We start from the raw sequence: 16,544 nt of genomic DNA on the forward strand, positions 1-16,544 counted from the left end.
GGCGGCGTTTTGCATTCTGGTGTTGTCGATATCGGGCGAAGTCAGGACGAAAGCAATGCGATCATGCTGTCCGTCTCGTGACGTCTTCGACTTCTGTCGCAGTGCTGTTGTTGATCAAACGCGACGAACCTTCCCAAATTGAATCGAGCGCGACCAGGAACTCCTTCGCGGGAACTGGCCTTGAGTAGTAGTATCCCTGAATGGCATCTATACCGGCCAACTTCAGCGCATTTGCCTGCGCCGCAGTCTCAACACCCTCGGCAATTGTTTTCATTCCGTATTGACGGGCCACGGACACAAACATCTCAATCATGACCTTTGCGCGCGGCTCATCGGGGATTTGATCGACAAAGAACTTGTCGATCTTGAGCGTCGTTGCCTTGAGAGTTTGGAGGGCGGAGAGACCGTTGTGCCCTGTTCCCGCATCGTCGATTGCAATCCGAAAGCCTGACGAAGAAAGCCTGTCAACCGTGTCAGCCACGATGCTCTGGGAGTTGGCCGCCTGTCGCTCCGTAATCTCGATGCAGATTTGGTCCGGCCGCAGGCGATGCAGACGTGACAATGAAAGAAGTGTGTCCGCAAAATCTGGACTTTCGAACTCTTCGGGCGTGGCGTTGAAACCGATGTAGAAGCCGCGATGTTCATCCAACGCGTATCGGAGACTGTCCGCTGCTTGCCTCAGAAGTGCTTCCAACAGAAGGTGATTGTGGCCGCTCCTTTCAAGAATGGGAATGAATTTGCCCGGCGGAACAGTCTCACCGCTCGGCTTGATCCAGCGCGCCAGCGCCTCGCACCCAACGACCGCGCCCGTGTTGACATCCACGATGGGTTGGAAGTGTGGCACGATCTCCTGATTGTCGAGCGCATCTAGCACCGCATCCAGTGACGCATCTCTCCTGCGAGTCACTGCTGCCACCGCCAAACCCGCGACGAGAACGCCGAACGCACTCCATAAAGCCACGACGAGCGATGGAACATCGCGCCGCCAGGTTGCAAGGACGTTGGGATCGATCTGGATTTCGCTCTGCAAGGGATAGCGCTCTCCTGTTGCTGCAAATGTCCGCCAAGCAGGTCTGTCGGACATGGCGGCCTCGTCACCGAAAAACTCCGCAATAACATCGCGGTCGGTTCGAAGAGATACGTAGCCACCACTCCGAAGCTCAAATTGCAAGACGTCAAACAACTGCGCTGCAAGGTCCAACGCAACAACCAGTTCAAGGTCAGTGCCGTATCCCCAAGATACGCCAAGCAGTTTTCCGCGCGGCCCCTCGATCGGGCCAAAGCGAAAGTCGGGGTTCCGGCCAACTGCCCATCCGGCCCGCACGTCATCTGCAGGCAATGCGACATCGTAGTTTTCGAAGCTGACACATTGGAAGTCTTGCGAAATCAGAAAAATGTTCGGCGTATTTGCCGTATCAAGCGCGAGGTTACGCAAGTATTTCTGCGTGGCACTGCCGCATCCACTTACATTTGACGTGAGAATATCGGTACTTGCGATCACGACAAAGTCGACGGTTTTCTCGATCCGCCGCATAAGCTGAGCCGAAAGCTCTTCCAGACGCGCCAGATTGCTCTGATGCGTCATGAACCCTTGAAGAGCCACACCCGTTGCGGACCAAAACGCAAAAGTCACGCCGAAGACCACGCCAATGATGGCCCGAGAACGTCCCTTGCGTGTCATCGTCGATCCTCCTGCGCACGAGTAAACACGGAACGATTAATCGAGCATGAAATTCTGGGAAAAACGCCTTTCCATTCGGCCTGCGAAAGAGCTCTCTCTTGCACTGGAGCATGGATCAAGATGGGCAACACCTCGGCCCATTGCTTCATCCGCGTTTTTCTAACCGGCTGCGCACTATAAGAATGCACGAAGGACGCTTGCTGATTGATGCGTTGGACCCTTTGGTTTCAGGCAGAAATCGGGTCAGACCTTTTGGATAACGCTTCAAGCCGCAGATTTCTCGCGTGATCTGCTACAACAACGACCCCCGCTAAGGGTCGTCCAGGCTCCACCGCCAGATTTGCCCCGTCGTGCGCCGCCGCTTCTGCCATCAGCACGGCCCACGGGGTGCGTCTGATCCGGTGGACGTAGGTTTCGGCCACCTTGGGCAGGTCTTAATTCTAGACAAACCACACATCCGGGATGTGGATGCCGTACCCGGCCACATCCGTTGCGACCAGCACGTGCACGTTACCTTGCTTGGCGGCTTTCGGCGTACGATCATATTGACCTTGCGGTTTGTTGCCGTGGATCGCGTCGGCAGCAAGACCATTCTTCTCCAAAGCCCTAGACAGGGTTTCACCGACCTTTGGGGGAAATGGCGCCGCTCTAAGCGGAGCAGCGTTCTTTTGCGGCGCGATCTGATGGCTGGACGAAGCGGCGGTTCATCAATAGACAGCCTTCAGCGATGACGAATTCGTCTTTTGATCTCTTCAGGCAAGAGTTTTGCTGCGGCCGTGATTGTCTTGCGCGGCAGGCGATCAGCATTCGCCGTCAGAAACGCAACCAACGCAGCCTCATCGCGCTTTCCAGCTTCGCGGACCCATGATCCAATAGCCTTCTGCACATAATCGTCGGTGTCATCTGCGAGGGTTGCAGCGATCCGGAAAGTGTCGGCAACCTCCCCTCGCTTGATGAAGGCATACGTTGCCACAAGGGCCGTCCGTCGCTCATGCGGATCATCCGAACGCGCCAATTGGTCCAGGATTGAGCGGTCTCTGCCCACGAGATGTTCGCCGATCACATGCGGCGCTGCCCGGTCAACGAAGTCCCAGTTGTTCAATCTGTCATGGCGGCTCAGATAAAGGTTGAACAACGCCTGGCGCTGCGCCGCGTCCAGTTTCTTTTGCCGTGCCTGAAAGTCCATGATGGCGACGGCAGCCATTCTGACCTCGTACCTGTTATCGTCCAGAAGGCATTCAACGCCATCCAGCGAGAGCGACACGAATTTCTTGGCGATGGGAAAGACTTTCGGCATGCGGACCCCCATCACCTCGGTTGAAGGATCGCCACCATTGTAAAAGCGCGCAACGTAGTCGATGTCCGCCGGGTCTGCAGCGGCCTCCAAAGCCGTGATGACATCTGCCGGCGTGGGCATCACACGGTCTCTGAGATCAACGCATCAAGGCTGCAATAACTGGCCTCCAGACCTTCATCCATTGGGCTTTGCAGGACACCATCCCGGGTTGCTTGGCTATCGTAATGCAGGCTCATCGTCACTGTTGTCTGACCATCGGCCTCGCTGAAGACCTGCTCGACCAGTGTCTCGTTATCGGGAAAGATATCGAATGTTTCCGTCAGCAACAGCCGACACTCCGGCACAATCTCGCGGAATGTCCCGTAAGCTGACATGCGCCCATCGCTCCACTCCCAAACATAACGATAGGCGCCGCCGACGGAGAGATCGATCTCGCATACCGGCATGGTGTGGCCAGAAGGGCCTGTCAGCCAACGCTTGACCAGATCAGGTTCGGTATGGGCGCGCCAGACCATTGAAACGGGGGCATCAAAGCTACGGGTGATTTCGATGGTCGTGTCGGTCGGGGTCGTCATGTGAAGGGGTTTCATCACGGATCCTCCTCTTTGAGTTCCTTCAATACGTCATCAAGCCGGGCATAGTTTGCTTGCCAGACGGCACGATACTGCTTCAGCCAATCTTCAATCGCCGCGAATGCTGCCGGTTCAATGCGGCGGGGTCTCGATGTGCCGTCAATGCGTGTCGCGATCAAACCCGCCTGTTCCAACACCTTGAGATGACGTGAAATGGACGGCTGAGACATCGCAAACGGCTCGCGAAGCTCATCAACCGTCGCTTCCCCCTCTATAAGCCGTGCCAGGATGGCGCGACGTGTGGGGTCGGATAGGGCTTGAAACACTGAGTCGAGATTTGTCATGAAATCATTATATAGCTTACGCGCTATATAGCAATATTAGACTAGAAGACACGGATGTCGTCGGCTGTGCCAAGAAACTTGGAAGGTCAGGATCATAGCAGACCTTAATGCCGCCAATCGGTTGGCCCAGACGAGCGGCCTTAGAAAAGTGCTGTAAGAACAATCCCCTGCACTACCAACATCGACGCCCAGATCGCGGTAGCCAGCTGTTGTCCGTAGCGCAAACCCTCAAACGAGCCTCGCCTTTCATCCGGTAAACGCAAGTAAACCCAATAATACTCGTACCAGAACCAGATCGGAGGGAGAACGGCCCAGAAAGCCGCCAACCCAACCATTTGCCTGTAATGCCTGGGCAGCTCTGGTGTTGCCCCGTCATCTGCATTGGTGAATGCCAATACTTCCGGGAGGGAAATGCCGTAGATGACAATCGTGTAGATGGCGACGACACTTGCTATGGTCCCTGCGATTCTCACGATCACCGGGGTGCCAGCAGCACTTATGTAAGGGTGGACTGGCTTCTCCATTGTCAGGCCTTTCGAACCGGGCAGTTATCTATGTGTACACGAGCAATACTATGTTTCGAGCACCTTGGTTTCCCCAATTCTTCCGTCGCCGCTCTGAAGCAACTGGGGTCAATGTCACCGCGCAATAGGTGTGCACCACCCCGTGTCACGTCTGCTTTGCAGACGAAACGCACGTTGGTCCAACGTCCCCATTCAGCCTTTTGAAACCTGTTTCACTTCCAACAGTCTAGGAGTTCAACTGCAACAATGCAGACAGGTCTCGTTGCTCGGCACCATCAAAGACAATCGATGTCTCAATCCGATGAACCTCATCCCGCGACGAGAACTTTTCGACCACGACCCGGTGCAAATGCTTCGTATCCTGCGTGACCAGTTCGACAATTGCGTCGAATCTGCCGCTAATCATCCACGCCGAACGGACCTCGGCGAACTTCAGCACGTCTTGCACAAAAGTATCGAGGTTCGACTTCTCATGTTCCGACAACTGGATAAACAGGAGCGCTTTCATAGAGAAGCCCAGTTGGCCAATGTCCACGTCAAGATGTGCGCCCGAGATCATCCCGCTGTTGAAGAGCCGCTTGGTTCGTTCATGGACGCTGGATGGCGACAAATCGACCGCATCAGCCAGCTCTTTATTGGTTATCCGAGCATTCTTCGACAGGAGCGAGAGAATACGTCGATCGGTTCGGTCCAATTCCAACTTAAACCCTTTCTACCGAAAATGCTTCGTTTGCTGGCAGCCCAGCCCATCATTATCCTGATGATTATGCCTCCAGCCATACCTTCTTCGGCTCGGGATTACATTCTTAGGATAATATAGGGAAATCGCATGTTTGAAACGAAGATTGCAATAGTCGTGCGGAATGATCTGCTGGACTGGCAGAAACTGAATGTCACCGCATTCTTGACAAGCGGCATTCTCGGCGCGGACTCCGATCTTCTTGGCGAGCGTTATGAGGATGCGGACGGGCAAACGTATCGATCCTTGATCGTTCAACCGATGATCGTGCTTGTGGCGGATGAAATAAGACTGAAAAAGATCCATTCGCGCGCGCTGACCCGAGGCGTCGATATGTCAATCTATATCGAGGACATGTTCAAAACTGGCCATGACGTCGCCAACCGGGCCGCAGTCAGAGAATATGGAACGAACGAACTAAACCTCGTCGGGCTTGCCATCCGAGAGGAACGAAGGATGGTCGACAAGATAACAAAGGGCGCAAAGATGCACCCATGAAAACGCCTCGACGCAATTTCAAACCGGCATTCGCCGTGTGCTGGCGAACGGGCAATTTAGCGTAAGAAACACGCATTAATCGCCTTCAGTACATTTGTCTGGAGGCTTCTGAAGCGGCGCCTCAACCACTTATGCCGCTGACTTTCCACGCGATCTGCCGCCGCGCCTGCGTCCGCCTCCGGGCTTGCCGGAACCAGTGCCGGGTTTGGCTGGCCGCCCGCCGCCGCGGCGCGGGCCGCCATTGGGGCGCTTTTTCTGACCCGGCTGGATCTCCCACCGCCTGCCGGAGGCTGTGGGGATTGTCTCTTTCATCGTCTTTTCGATGTCCTGCAGCTCGATCATCTCGTCCGGTGCGACGAGGGCGACGGCCGAGCCATCAGCGCCTGCTCGCGCGGTCCGTCCAATCCGATGCACGTAATTCTCAGCCACGTTGGGCAGGTCGTAGTTGTAGACGAACCGCACATCAGGAATGTCGATCCCGCGTGCGGCAACATCAGTTGCCACCAAAACGCGTACTTTGCCTTCCTTGAAGGCTCTCAGCGCGCGGTCCCGTTGACCCTGCGATTTGTTGCCGTGGATCGAGTCGGCGGCAAAGCCCTTTTTCTCCAACACCTTCGACAGTTTCTCACACCCGTGTTTGGTGCGGCCAAAGACGATGGCGCGGTCATCACGGTGCGCGTCAAGCAGTTCGACCAGCAGGTCAAGTTTGGCCGCCTGTGCGACGAAATGGGCGCTCTGATTGATCTTGCGCGCGGCTTGTCCGGGCGGGTTCACCTGCACGCGGACGGGGTCAGTCAGGTAGGTTTGCGCCAACTCGTTCATCAGTTTCGGCATCGTGGCCGAGAACATCATCGTCTGGCGATCTTTGGACAAGAGCGGTGCGATCTGCCGCAGCGCGTGGATAAAGCCCATATCGAGCATCTGGTCGGCCTCATCCAGCACCAGATAGATCGTCTGGTCCAGCCGAACCGCGCGCCGGTCGAGAAGGTCGATCAGACGGCCGGGCGTGGCGACAAGCAGGTCAACACCGCCGGCAAGCCGCTTGGTTTGCCCCACGATCCCTGCACCGCCCACGACCAGCGCCACTTTCAGGTGGCTGCCTTTGGTATAGGCGGTCAGGTTTTCAGAGATCTGTTTCGCCAACTCGCGCGTCGGGGCGAGGATCAGGCCACGCGCCGTTTTGGCCTGCGGCTTCACGCCTGCTTTCAAGAGCGCGTGGATCATCGGCAGGCCAAAGGCCGCCGTCTTGCCCGTCCCGGTCTGGGCGAGCCCCATCACGTCACGCCCGTTCATCGCATGCGGAATCGCTTGTTTCTGGATCGGGGTTGGGTCGGTAATGCCTTGTGCTTTCAAGGTCTTGGTTAGTCGGGGCGCAAGGCCCAGCATGTCAAAATCCATAATGGATATCCTGTTCTTGCGGGCAAAGCGCCCACAGCAAAAATGACCCATCTGTCGATGGGTGGTGGCAAGGGTGCGCCCGGTCTCTGCCCGGCGCGGCGCCCTCGCGTGATGATGGGAACCTCAGTGGTCGATGTGGTGCGGATGACGGTGACGTCCCGCGCTGCTCACGCGGCAGCCTGCATCGGTTGGGGATGACATGATGGGCCTGCCGCCCCATGTCAAGGCAAACGCAGCGCAATTTCCTGATGCTGGCGCTTCCATGCCGCAATCAGAGGCCATATAGAGCTTTTCGGCAAACCAGATCACAAGGACATTGGCGTGGCGCATATCATCGTTGTCGGCAACGAAAAGGGCGGGGCTGGCAAATCGACCGTGTCGATGCATGTGGCCACGGCGCTAGCGCGAATGGGCCATAGGATCGGCACGCTGGATCTGGATTTGCGGCAGCAGACCTTGGGGCGGTATATCGCCAATAGGCGGGAGTTTCTGACGAAGGAGAGGCTTGATCTGCCCACGCCGGACTACGCGGAACTGCCCGCCATTGCGCCGGGCGATTTGCAGCCCGGCCAGAATGCGGATGATCAGGCTCTGGGCCGCGCGGTTGAGGCGATGCATGAGGCTTGTGACTTCATCCTGATCGATTGTCCGGGCTCGCATACCCGGCTGAGCCAGCTCGCCCATGCGATGTCCGATACGCTGATCACCCCGCTTAATGACAGCTTCATCGATTTCGACCTGCTCGCCCATGTGGATGGCGAGGGGGAAGAAATTATCGGGCCGTCGGTTTACTCCGAAATGGTCTGGAGCGCCCGCCAGATGCGGTCAGAGGCGGGCATGAACCCGATTGACTGGGTTGTGGTGCGCAACCGCCTGGGTACCACGGCGATGATCAACAAGGAAAAGATGCAGCGCGCGATTGACAAACTCGCCAAGCGGATTGGGTTCCGCCCGGCCCCCGGATTTTCCGAGCGCGTGGTCTTTCGCGAACTGTTCCCGCGCGGGCTGACCCTGCTTGATCTGCGCGATATCGGGGTGACGAGCCTCAGCATGTCAAACCTCGCCGCGCGTCAGGAATTGCGCGAGTTGATCAAGGCGCTCAACCTGCCCGGCGTCAGCCCGGATTTCTAGCACGACATCATCGCGTCGGCCTCCTTCACATTCGCTGTGAACCACCTTTCGTTAAGCATATCGCGGTTCTAATGTAGCGTCAGGCAGGGGAGGATTCTGTTGTGCGTGCATTGATCTCATTACAGCGCTACGCGACTTTTGTGTTTGTGGCGTTCATGACGCTCATTTGTTTCGTCATCGGGTTCTGGGTGCCGTGGGTCTTCATTTTGGCAGCCATCTTTGCGGTACTGACGGCGATCGGCATTCATGACGTGACCCAAACCCGTCACGCGGTTCTGTGGAACTACCCTGTCTTGGGTAACATCCGGTTTCTGTTCGAAAAAATCCGCCCTGAGATAAGGCAATACCTGATTGAAAGCGATCAGGAAGAGCAGCCCTTTAGCCGCGAACAACGCTCACTTGTCTATCAGCGCGCCAAGGGCGCCGAAGACAAACGGCCTTTTGGCAGCCATGAAATGATTTACGAAGCGGGCTATTCCTGGCTGACCCATTCGGTTGTGCCCACGCATTTTGAGACGAGTGACTTCCGGGTCAAAGTCGGCGGGTCGAAATGTAAGAAGCCTTATATGGCGTCACTCTATAACATCTCGGCGATGAGTTTCGGGGCGCTGTCGGCCAATGCCATTCTGGCGCTGAACAAGGGCGCCAAGATGGGTGGATTTGCCCATGATACCGGCGAAGGCGGGATCAGTCGCTATCACCGCGAAGGTGGTGGCGATCTGATATATGAGATCGGGTCAGGCTATTTCGGTTGCCGCAATGATGATGGCACATTCAACCCCGACAAATTCGCCAAACAGGCGGGCCATGATCAGGTCAAAATGATTGAGCTCAAGCTCAGCCAGGGGGCGAAACCCGGCCATGGCGGCATGTTGCCAGCGGCCAAGATCACACCCGAAATTGCCGAGGCGCGCGACATTCCGATGGGGGTTGATTGCATCTCACCCGCCGCCCACTCTGCATTCTCCAATCCGATGGAGCTGATGCAGTTCATTGGCCGGTTGCGTGATCTGTCAGGGGGCAAGCCGGTAGGCTTCAAGCTTTGCATCGGGCACAGGCGGGAATTCATGTGTACCGTTAAGGCGATGCTGGAAACGGGGATCATCCCCGATTTCATCGTCGTCGATGGCAGTGAAGGCGGCACCGGGGCCGCTCCGCTCGAATTTGCCAATCACGTGGGCATGCCAATGGTGGAGGGGCTGACATTTGTCCACAACACGCTGCGCGGTGCCGGCATCCGGGATGAGGTCAAGATCGGCGCGGCGGGCAAAATCGTCAGCGCCTTTGACATCGCGCGCGCCCTCTCACTGGGGGCCGATTGGTGCAATTCGGCGCGCGGTTACATGTTTGCTATCGGCTGCATTCAGGCGCAGGCCTGTCACACGAACCACTGTCCGGTCGGCGTGACCACACAAGACCCTTTGCGCCAGAAGGCGTTGAATGTTGATAACAAGTACAAGCGTGTCGCCAGGTTTCATAACAATACGCTCAAAGCATTGGGTGAGATGGCTGGTGCAGCCGGGCTTGATGATCCCTGCGGGTTCCTGCCCTATCATTTCATGACGCGGCGCGGCGACGGGCAGATGACCGAGGCGGCGGACGTCTATAGCTATCTCCGCGAAGGGTTCCTCTTGGATGATGGCGACGACAATCCGATCTATCGCGAGCGCTGGGCACGGGCGAACCCGCACAGCTTTGCCCCGCCAGAGGCACAACAGCAGATGGCGGCGCAATAGTGCCACGGATACAAAATCTGCGTGACGCAGATTTTGACGAGAGCGCGACAGCGCTTTCGTTATTTGAGCGGGTCGGACAGAAAAATCTGCGTCACGCAGATTTTTCCCCTCAATCCTTGCGCGGTGGTGTCTTGCCGGCAATCCTCATGAACAATGATACGCGCGGCGTCGTCGCCGTCTCGGATCGTGAGCGGGTGCGCAAGACAGGCGTGTTCTCGGATGCGCCACTGCGGCTTTCGCGCAGCACGATGTAGAGACCGCTCGCGATGATGATTGCAGCCCCCACCCCCGTGGCCGTATCGACCACCTCATCAAAGAAGAAAAATCCAAAGAGCGTGGCCCAGACGATCTGACTATATTGCATCGGCGCGATAATGGCCGCCTCTCCCGACTGATAGGCAGCGATGACAAGGCGGCTTGCGGTCCAAGCAAAGACCGCGATGACGCCCAAAAGCCCCAGATGCTCAATTGGCATCGGCTGATAGACAAACGGCAAGGCGCAGGCCATCAGCACGAAATTCACGACCATCGGATAGAGCAACATCACCGCAGGCCGCTCATCTGCACCGATCTTGCGGACGATAATTGACGCGACCGATCCCCCCACGGCGGCGCTGAGGGCCGCGAGATGGCCAAGTGAGAGCTCCGTTTGCCCAGGACGCAGCACGACGAGCACACCCACCAGGCCCACAATGACCGCGAGCCAACGGCGTAGCCGGACAGTTTCCCCCAGAACGGGAATGGCCAGAACCGTAATCAGCAAAGGTGACGCGAAGAGGATCGCATAGGTCTGCGCCAGCGGCAGAACCGAAAAGGCGTAAAACGCGGAGACGCCCGTAATCACCGCTGCAACTGTGCGCAGGGCCAGCCACCAAGGATGGACGGGCACCAGCGTCCCGGGCTTGGCATCTCGCATCAGCATGATCGTGGCGAGCGGAAAGCTCAGGAGCACGCTGAAGAAGACAATCTGGATCGGTGAATAGGTGCCACCGAGCACTTTGACCACCACGTCGTGGGTCGAAAAGACGCCAAAGGCGAGAAGCGCGAGAACGGCACCTTTGGCGTTGGGGGACATGATCAGAGACTCGCGTCCAACGCTTTGATGATCACATCACCCATCTCTTTGGTGCTGAGCGGCGTGCCGCCCTCTGGACCCATCAGATCACCTGTGCGGGCACCATCGGCGAGGACCTTTTCGATGGCCGCTTCCAGCCGGTCGGCCTCTGCCCCTTCATCGAATGAATAGCGCAGCGCCATCGCGAAGCTGAGGATGCAGGCAATCGGGTTGGCCTTGCCCTGCCCCGCGATGTCGGGGGCAGAGCCGTGGACCGGTTCATACATGGCCTTCGGTCGACCGTTGGCCATCGGCAGGCCGAGCGAGGCAGAGGGCAGCATACCGAGCGAGCCGGTCAGCATCGCCGCACAATCCGACAGGATGTCGCCAAAGAGGTTGTCCGTCAGGATCACATCAAACTGCTTGGGCGCACGCACCAGCTGCATCGCACCGTTATCGGCGTACATGTGGCTGAGCTCAACTTCCGGGTAATCAGCAAGCACCTCGGTCACGACCTCGCGCCAGAGGATGCCGCTTTCCATCACATTGGCCTTCTCCATCGAGCAGACCTTTTTGTTCCGCTTCATGGCGAGGTCAAAGGCGGCGCGAGCGGCGCGTTCGATCTCGGCCTCAGTGTAGCGCTGGGTGTTGATACCGACGCGCATGTTGTCCTCGGTATGAATGCCGCGTGGCTCGCCGAAATAGACGCCAGAGGTCAGTTCGCGCACGATCATGATATCAAGGCCCGCGACCACATCGCGCTTGAGCGACGAGAAATCGGCGAGCGCGTCAAAACACTGCGCCGGGCGCAGGTTGGCGAACAGGTCCATTTCCTTGCGCAAGCGCAGAAGGCCACGTTCCGGCTTTACGCTGAAGTCCAGATCATCGTATTTCGGCCCGCCCACAGCGCCGAGCAGCACCGCATCCACCTCTTGCGCCTTGGCCATCGTATCGTCGTGCAAGGGCACGCCATGCGCGTCATAGGCAGCCCCGCCGACGAGATCTTCAGACACATCAAAGGTCAGATCGCGCTTGTCACCAAGCCACGCGATGATCCGTTTTACCTCGTCCATGACTTCCGGGCCGATACCGTCGCCAGCGAGGATCAAAAGAGAGGGATTGGACATGTGCGCTTTCCTTGACAACTGCGTTGCCACGGGGCGTAGCCCGACCGGCTAGGATGTGCAAGCGATCTGCCAGCGCGCCTTATCTTGCGCGAATACGATTGTTACGCGCGTTGTGTTCCAGTTCGGCGATCCCCAGCATTTCCAGCACCGGTGACACGTAATTGGCAAAGCGTCCGCGATACCCTTTGCGCAAGCCGTAGTAGCCCCCAACCGGGTTGTCCGCACTGCGCGCCCAATCCTCAAGCGTGCCGGATTTCGTAGACTTCTCCTCATCCGCATTACCAAGTGGCATCCAGTCGCCATGGGCTTTCAGCATCTGATACGCATCATCGATAGCGCGGTACTGGTAGGACAGGCGTGTCTTGCCCACCTGGACCACCAGAGCGGGCGGATCGGTCTCAGCGTCTTTCCATACCTCAAACTCAGAGGTGAGCGATGGTGTTTTAAGCAACCATGGGTCACCCGGAACGCCAGTTCCAAAAGTTACTCGCGTCATGCTTCAGCCCTTTCTTTCAACGCATCACCAAACTTTTCGAATGAGGCGGTCAGATCAGGCATGTGCTTGGTGAAAAGCCCGGCAAGGGCACCTGTGAACCGTTCTTCCATGGTGAAAAATGTGCCACCTTCCTGTGGTTGTAACCGGAATGCCCGCCGCCCGGTGAATAGGCCAAGTGGCAAACCTCCCGTCCAGATCATGCTGTGATTGGTCTGGTAATCCCTGACCTGCAACGAAAAGCTCCGCTTCGGATCGATCTCAGACACGAGCGTGATGCGGCCATTCGGTGCAATCTGACCAGAGACCGACACGATCCCGAATTCGGGCGTTGCCAACTGCGCCGGGTCCGACAATATGCTCCAGACCTTGGAAGCAGGCGCGTCGATCTGGCGCGTAACCTTGAATGATTTCATGACGGGTCCTCATTATTGACACGCGCCGTGTTACCAAGCCTAATATGACGTCTGCTGTCATATTTGAAATTCATCTCATGCGCGCCTCTCGATTATTGCAAATGCTCCTGTTGCTGCAGAACCGGGGGCGCATGACCTCGCACCAGCTAGCCACTGCGCTTGAGGTTTCGACCCGCACTATCCTGCGCGATGTGGACGCGATGACCGAGGCGGGACTGCCGATCATCGTTTTTCAGGGTAATCAGGGCGGGATTGAGTTGGGTTTTAACTATCGGACGCGGCTGACCGGGCTCGACCAAGAAGAGGCGGAAAGCCTTGGCGTGGTGCTCAGCACGCAAAACCCAGCAATCGCAGCCCTTGGCATGCAACGCGCGTTTTCAAGGGCGCGCAGCAAGCTGATCGAGAGCTTTCCTGACAAAGTACGCGCAACAACCGAACGCGCGGGCGCGCAGTTTCCCGTTACATTTGAGATGTCACCGAAACCTGATGAAAGGGTGGCCGCATTTGCCCTGGCAGTTCGTGAGAAGCGGATCGTACGGGTGAATGTGAATACCGATCAAGCGAAAACGCTTCATCCCATCGCATTGACCTATGATGGGCGTGCGTGGGTCGTGACGGATCAGTTATCGGACGCGATGATCGCTGTTCAGACATGTGGCGACATCAACATTTCGGCCCATCGGTTTGATGGGGCGGTCGGCGATTAGGTCACCAGAGGCCTCAACCCCTCAGCCAGCAGATCCCAGACGCGTCTGATCCGGGGGGTTTGGCGCATAGCTTCGTGTGCGGTCAGCCAGATCGGGAGGGTCGGCAGTTCTATCCCCATATCGATCTCGACCAGTTCTGGGTCTGCATAACCGATGCTGAGTTGGGCAAAGCCAATCCCGCAACCGGCCCGCAAAAGCGCCAGATAGGCCATGTTGTCATCACACCGGGTCTTGAAGAAATCACGGTCAACAGCTGTGCCGAATTGCTTGAACCCGTCGATGATCGCCGGATTGGTGTCGTAGCCCACAAAATCATGCTGCGCGAAGGCTGTCAGGTCCCGTGGCACCCCGCGTTCGGCCAGATACGACTTTGCCGCAAAGATACCCAAAGGCACCTCGCCAAGATGCTGCGTGACCAGTTCAAGCTGCGTGGGACGGTACATACGCACGGCAATATCGGCCTCGCGATAAAGCAAGTTGGTCGTGTCATCGCTCGGGACCAGTTCGATGGCAATCTGAGGCTCTAGCCTGCGCATCTCGGCGATGATGGGCGGCAGATGGATAGAGGCGGTGGCGACACTGGCCGTGATCCGCACCGTGCCTTCCAACTGCGCCTGCTGGCCCGCTGCACGCAGGCTGATCTGTTGCACCGCATCGCGCATCGCCTCTGCCGGTGCGACAAGGTCAGCGCCGGTGGAGGTCAGCGCCAGACCACGCGCCTGTCGATGAAACAGTTCGGCCCCAAGCTGCGTCTCCATCGCTTTGATCTGGCGGCCGAGCGTTGGCTGACTTGTATGCAACTGGCGCGCCGCACCCGACAAACTGCCGGTTTCAGCGACGGCCAGAAAGGCCTGCACCAGCGACCAATCAAGCATTTGCAGCGATTTATCCATTCATTTATGAATACATGATCTGCAAATTCTCGCAATTCATTTCGATTTCTGAATGGAGGATATTGGCCGCAAGCGATCATCAGGAGCAAAAAGATGCAACAGCGTGTTTTGATTTTAGGTGGCTCAGGCAAGGTCGGCAGCCATGCCGCGGACGCATTCTGGAACGCAGGATGGGAGGTCCGCCATTATGACCGGGCAAATGGGGACATGGTGGCGGCAGCTCAAGGAGTGGACGTGATCGTCAACGGCCTGAACCCACCCAACTATCACGACTGGGCCCGCAACATCCCCGCCATCACCGATCAGGTGATCGCGGCAGCTAAGGCCAGCGGTGCGACAGTCATCATCCCCGGCAACATCTACGTCTATGGCGATCAGCCGGGCGAGTTGAATGAGAATACGCACCACAACGCCCAAACACGCAAGGGCAAGATCAGGATCGCGATGGAAGAAAGCTACCGTGCGTCAGGTGTGCAGACGATCATTCTGCGCGCGGGCAACTTCATCGATCCGCATGGCAATGGCGATATCATGAGCTCGCTGATGATGCGCGATATCAAAAAGGGCCGACTGACCGCCGCCGCCGACCCCGCAACCATGCAGGCCTATGCCTTTATGCCGGATTGGGGACGCGCCGCGCTGGCCCTTGCCGAAAAGCGCGCTCAGCTTTCACAGTTTGAGGATATCCCATTTCCCGGGCATGCCTTCACCTCCGCCGATCTGCAGCATTGTGTTGAGCGCCATTTGCACCGATCCGTGCGGGTCACACGCTTTCCGTGGTGGCTGATGACAATGCTCAGCCCGTTCTGGGAATTGGCGCGTGAATTGCGCGAGATGCGCTATCTCTTTGCCATGTCGCACACCATAGGTTCCGACAAGTTCAACAAAGTGCTGCCGCAGTTTGAGCCGACCGATCTGGAAACGGTGATGCTAGCGGGACTGCCGCGTGATATCGACCCAGACGAGGTGGTGCACACCCGCCGACAACCCGTCCTCGCCAAGTAAGGTTGCATCAGCAGCGTCCGGCGCGGGCCAGAACACGCCCGCATCCACAACGCGCCAATCGGTCGAAGGCAGCACGTAGCTGACCCGCAGGTCGCCCGGCCCATCGTCAGCCCAGTCGGCGGTTGGCAGGCTGGGCAGCGGGTCCTGCAGGTCGGGTCGCGCAAGAAAGGCGGCCATTGCGTCCGACAGACCGTCACCGGCTAAGGGGTCAAGATTGGCGTTTCCGGCAACGACAAAACGCTCCGGCGGTGGGCCAAATCCACCGTCAAGCACAACCTCCCAAAGCCTGAGTTCATCGCGATTGCGCAAGCCGTTGCGGTCTTCTGGCCCGTCGAAGACAGGGGGTGTCGCGGCAAAGGCAAGGATGTTCACGTGACCGTCACCCTGCAAATCAATCGGCACGATCCAGTGACCAGCATGAGACAGGCGTTGTATCGCCTGCTCCTCCTTCGGCAAAAAGGGTTCACCTTCAACTGTGCGCGGGAAGCTGGCGTCCGGCAGGTCGCGCCACAAAAGCGTTGAGTGATCGACCATTGCAGCCGCATCAATGGCCCAGGCGGACAATATCGCCATCCCACCATCACCGGCGAAACGGCCATAGCCCTGGGCATCCCGCGCTTCGCCCGTGCGACCATTCTGATCAAGGTCCAGCCCCGTTGCCATGCCAGTATTGGGACGGCGGGCAAAGCGGTGTGGATAGCGGTCGCCGAATTGCGCAGCAAATGCAGTGAGCGCTCGACCTTCCAAATCATAGTCAAAATCCGTGAGCACCAGAATGTCGGGATCAACGTGATCAATCACTGACGCAATCGCTGCAATCTGCGCATCCTCGCCTTTCAGCAGATCCCGCAGCAGAAGGCCCGGCCCATCACGGCTGAGCGGGGCGGCAAATGTCGCGATGCGATAGGTCTCTGCACCCGCAATCACGG

The 16,544-nt window shown here is 57.7% G+C and carries 20 protein-coding genes; 6 read left to right on the forward strand and 14 right to left on the reverse strand.

The genetic code is table 11. The features are described 5' to 3' along the window. Window positions 1-61: 61 nt before the first annotated feature. The 7 genes from SLH47_RS04725 to SLH47_RS04755 all read right to left on the reverse strand — a co-directional run bounded on the left by SLH47_RS04725 (window position 62) and on the right by SLH47_RS04755 (window position 5,118). The gene (locus tag SLH47_RS04725; protein ID WP_320238227.1) at window positions 62-1,681 is read right to left on the reverse strand and encodes an EAL domain-containing protein; all 1,620 of its coding nucleotides are present in this window, start codon (window positions 1,679-1,681) and stop codon (window positions 62-64) included. Window positions 1,682-2,121: 440 nt separating this feature from the next. After that, window positions 2,122-2,283 carry a helicase-related protein gene (locus SLH47_RS04730; RefSeq protein ID WP_320238228.1) on the reverse strand — a complete coding sequence of 54 codons (162 nt, stop codon included), beginning with the start codon at window positions 2,281-2,283 and terminating at the stop codon, window positions 2,122-2,124. Window positions 2,284-2,402: 119 nt separating this feature from the next. Further along, the gene (locus SLH47_RS04735; protein ID WP_320238229.1) at window positions 2,403-3,098 is read right to left on the reverse strand and encodes a DNA alkylation repair protein; all 696 of its coding nucleotides are present in this window, start codon (window positions 3,096-3,098) and stop codon (window positions 2,403-2,405) included. After that, a complete protein-coding gene (locus SLH47_RS04740; protein WP_320238230.1) occupies window positions 3,098-3,568 on the reverse strand; it encodes an SRPBCC family protein in 471 nt (156 codons plus the stop codon). The genes SLH47_RS04735 and SLH47_RS04740 overlap by 1 nt, the downstream gene beginning before the upstream one ends. Beyond that, window positions 3,568-3,894, reverse strand: a complete 327-nt coding sequence (locus tag SLH47_RS04745) for a metalloregulator ArsR/SmtB family transcription factor (protein WP_320238231.1) — start codon at window positions 3,892-3,894, stop codon at window positions 3,568-3,570. Before SLH47_RS04745 ends, SLH47_RS04740 begins: the two co-directional genes overlap by 1 nt. 140 nt (window positions 3,895-4,034) lie before the next feature. Beyond that, window positions 4,035-4,418, reverse strand: a complete 384-nt coding sequence (locus SLH47_RS04750) for a hypothetical protein (protein WP_320238232.1) — start codon at window positions 4,416-4,418, stop codon at window positions 4,035-4,037. Window positions 4,419-4,644: 226 nt separating this feature from the next. Further along, window positions 4,645-5,118: an Lrp/AsnC family transcriptional regulator gene (locus tag SLH47_RS04755; protein ID WP_320238233.1), complete on the reverse strand. Its 474-nt coding sequence runs from the start codon at window positions 5,116-5,118 to the stop codon at window positions 4,645-4,647. A 129-nt stretch (window positions 5,119-5,247) separates the two neighbouring features. Here SLH47_RS04755 and SLH47_RS04760 point away from each other — a divergent pair, with 129 nt between their 5' ends. Then, window positions 5,248-5,655, forward strand: coding sequence for a DUF2000 family protein (locus SLH47_RS04760; protein WP_320238234.1), 408 nt, complete (start codon window positions 5,248-5,250; stop codon window positions 5,653-5,655). Between the two features lie 129 nt (window positions 5,656-5,784). Here SLH47_RS04760 and SLH47_RS04765 read toward each other — a convergent pair whose 3' ends face one another. Further along, window positions 5,785-7,053: a DEAD/DEAH box helicase gene (locus SLH47_RS04765; RefSeq protein WP_320238235.1), complete on the reverse strand. Its 1,269-nt coding sequence runs from the start codon at window positions 7,051-7,053 to the stop codon at window positions 5,785-5,787. A 42-nt stretch (window positions 7,054-7,095) separates the two neighbouring features. Between SLH47_RS04765 and SLH47_RS04770 the strand changes: the two genes are divergently transcribed. The 3 genes from SLH47_RS04770 to SLH47_RS04780 all read left to right on the forward strand — a co-directional run bounded on the left by SLH47_RS04770 (window position 7,096) and on the right by SLH47_RS04780 (window position 9,920). Then, window positions 7,096-7,251, forward strand: coding sequence for a hypothetical protein (locus tag SLH47_RS04770; protein ID WP_320238236.1), 156 nt, complete (start codon window positions 7,096-7,098; stop codon window positions 7,249-7,251). Window positions 7,252-7,374: 123 nt separating this feature from the next. Then, window positions 7,375-8,184 carry a division plane positioning ATPase MipZ gene (locus SLH47_RS04775; RefSeq protein WP_320238237.1) on the forward strand — a complete coding sequence of 270 codons (810 nt, stop codon included), beginning with the start codon at window positions 7,375-7,377 and terminating at the stop codon, window positions 8,182-8,184. Between the two features lie 101 nt (window positions 8,185-8,285). Continuing rightward, a complete protein-coding gene (locus SLH47_RS04780; protein ID WP_413785619.1) occupies window positions 8,286-9,920 on the forward strand; it encodes an FMN-binding glutamate synthase family protein in 1,635 nt (544 codons plus the stop codon). A 109-nt stretch (window positions 9,921-10,029) separates the two neighbouring features. Here the strand turns inward: SLH47_RS04780 and SLH47_RS04785 are convergent, their stop codons facing one another. The 4 genes from SLH47_RS04785 to SLH47_RS04800 all read right to left on the reverse strand — a co-directional run bounded on the left by SLH47_RS04785 (window position 10,030) and on the right by SLH47_RS04800 (window position 13,010). Beyond that, window positions 10,030-10,995: a DMT family transporter gene (locus tag SLH47_RS04785; RefSeq protein WP_320238238.1), complete on the reverse strand. Its 966-nt coding sequence runs from the start codon at window positions 10,993-10,995 to the stop codon at window positions 10,030-10,032. Between the two features lie 2 nt (window positions 10,996-10,997). Next, window positions 10,998-12,101 carry a 3-isopropylmalate dehydrogenase gene (gene leuB / locus SLH47_RS04790; protein ID WP_320238239.1) on the reverse strand — a complete coding sequence of 368 codons (1,104 nt, stop codon included), beginning with the start codon at window positions 12,099-12,101 and terminating at the stop codon, window positions 10,998-11,000. A gap of 79 nt (window positions 12,102-12,180) precedes the next feature. Then, on the reverse strand, window positions 12,181-12,597 hold the full coding sequence (locus SLH47_RS04795; protein WP_320238240.1) for a DUF6855 family protein: 417 nt from the start codon (window positions 12,595-12,597) through the stop codon (window positions 12,181-12,183). Continuing rightward, window positions 12,594-13,010, reverse strand: a complete 417-nt coding sequence (locus SLH47_RS04800) for an SRPBCC domain-containing protein (RefSeq protein ID WP_320238241.1) — start codon at window positions 13,008-13,010, stop codon at window positions 12,594-12,596. The genes SLH47_RS04795 and SLH47_RS04800 overlap by 4 nt, the downstream gene beginning before the upstream one ends. Window positions 13,011-13,111: 101 nt before the next feature. Here SLH47_RS04800 and SLH47_RS04805 point away from each other — a divergent pair, with 101 nt between their 5' ends. Then, window positions 13,112-13,717, forward strand: coding sequence for a helix-turn-helix transcriptional regulator (locus SLH47_RS04805; RefSeq protein ID WP_320238242.1), 606 nt, complete (start codon window positions 13,112-13,114; stop codon window positions 13,715-13,717). Here the strand turns inward: SLH47_RS04805 and SLH47_RS04810 are convergent. After that, a complete protein-coding gene (locus SLH47_RS04810; protein ID WP_320238243.1) occupies window positions 13,714-14,610 on the reverse strand; it encodes a LysR family transcriptional regulator in 897 nt (298 codons plus the stop codon). The two genes, SLH47_RS04805 and SLH47_RS04810, sit on opposite strands and share 4 nt — an antisense overlap. Before the next feature lie 93 nt (window positions 14,611-14,703). Here SLH47_RS04810 and SLH47_RS04815 point away from each other — a divergent pair, with 93 nt between their 5' ends. Next, entirely contained in the window at window positions 14,704-15,615 is a 912-nt protein-coding gene (locus SLH47_RS04815; RefSeq protein WP_320238244.1) for an NAD-dependent epimerase/dehydratase family protein, read from the forward strand. Here SLH47_RS04815 and SLH47_RS04820 read toward each other — a convergent pair. Beyond that, entirely contained in the window at window positions 15,541-16,542 is a 1,002-nt protein-coding gene (locus tag SLH47_RS04820; protein ID WP_320238245.1) for an endonuclease/exonuclease/phosphatase family protein, read from the reverse strand. The genes SLH47_RS04815 and SLH47_RS04820 overlap by 75 nt on opposite strands. Window positions 16,543-16,544 lie beyond the last annotated feature (2 nt).

Origin of the sequence: Cognatiyoonia sp. IB215182, assembly GCF_033963905.1 — a bacterium.
Lineage (GTDB): Bacteria > Pseudomonadota > Alphaproteobacteria > Rhodobacterales > Rhodobacteraceae > Yoonia.

What these genes read in the sequence shown, in the direction of transcription:
- SLH47_RS04805 (WP_320238242.1), top strand. Translation starts at nt 13,112, where the DNA reads ATGCTCCTGTTGCTGCAGAACCGGGGGCGCATGACCTCGCACCAGCTA.
- SLH47_RS04800 (WP_320238241.1), bottom strand. Translation starts at nt 13,010, where the DNA reads ATGAAATCATTCAAGGTTACGCGCCAGATCGACGCGCCTGCTTCCAAG.
- SLH47_RS04740 (WP_320238230.1), bottom strand. Translation starts at nt 3,568, where the DNA reads ATGAAACCCCTTCACATGACGACCCCGACCGACACGACCATCGAAATC.
- SLH47_RS04735 (WP_320238229.1), bottom strand. Translation starts at nt 3,098, where the DNA reads ATGCCCACGCCGGCAGATGTCATCACGGCTTTGGAGGCCGCTGCAGAC.
- SLH47_RS04815 (WP_320238244.1), top strand. Translation starts at nt 14,704, where the DNA reads ATGCAACAGCGTGTTTTGATTTTAGGTGGCTCAGGCAAGGTCGGCAGC.
- SLH47_RS04750 (WP_320238232.1), bottom strand. Translation starts at nt 4,418, where the DNA reads ATGGAGAAGCCAGTCCACCCTTACATAAGTGCTGCTGGCACCCCGGTG.
- SLH47_RS04795 (WP_320238240.1), bottom strand. Translation starts at nt 12,597, where the DNA reads ATGACGCGAGTAACTTTTGGAACTGGCGTTCCGGGTGACCCATGGTTG.
- SLH47_RS04760 (WP_320238234.1), top strand. Translation starts at nt 5,248, where the DNA reads ATGTTTGAAACGAAGATTGCAATAGTCGTGCGGAATGATCTGCTGGAC.
- SLH47_RS04745 (WP_320238231.1), bottom strand. Translation starts at nt 3,894, where the DNA reads ATGACAAATCTCGACTCAGTGTTTCAAGCCCTATCCGACCCCACACGT.
- SLH47_RS04810 (WP_320238243.1), bottom strand. Translation starts at nt 14,610, where the DNA reads ATGGATAAATCGCTGCAAATGCTTGATTGGTCGCTGGTGCAGGCCTTT.
- SLH47_RS04725 (WP_320238227.1), bottom strand. Translation starts at nt 1,681, where the DNA reads ATGACACGCAAGGGACGTTCTCGGGCCATCATTGGCGTGGTCTTCGGC.
- SLH47_RS04785 (WP_320238238.1), bottom strand. Translation starts at nt 10,995, where the DNA reads ATGTCCCCCAACGCCAAAGGTGCCGTTCTCGCGCTTCTCGCCTTTGGC.
- SLH47_RS04765 (WP_320238235.1), bottom strand. Translation starts at nt 7,053, where the DNA reads ATGGATTTTGACATGCTGGGCCTTGCGCCCCGACTAACCAAGACCTTG.
- SLH47_RS04770 (WP_320238236.1), top strand. Translation starts at nt 7,096, where the DNA reads ATGACCCATCTGTCGATGGGTGGTGGCAAGGGTGCGCCCGGTCTCTGC.
- leuB (WP_320238239.1), bottom strand. Translation starts at nt 12,101, where the DNA reads ATGTCCAATCCCTCTCTTTTGATCCTCGCTGGCGACGGTATCGGCCCG.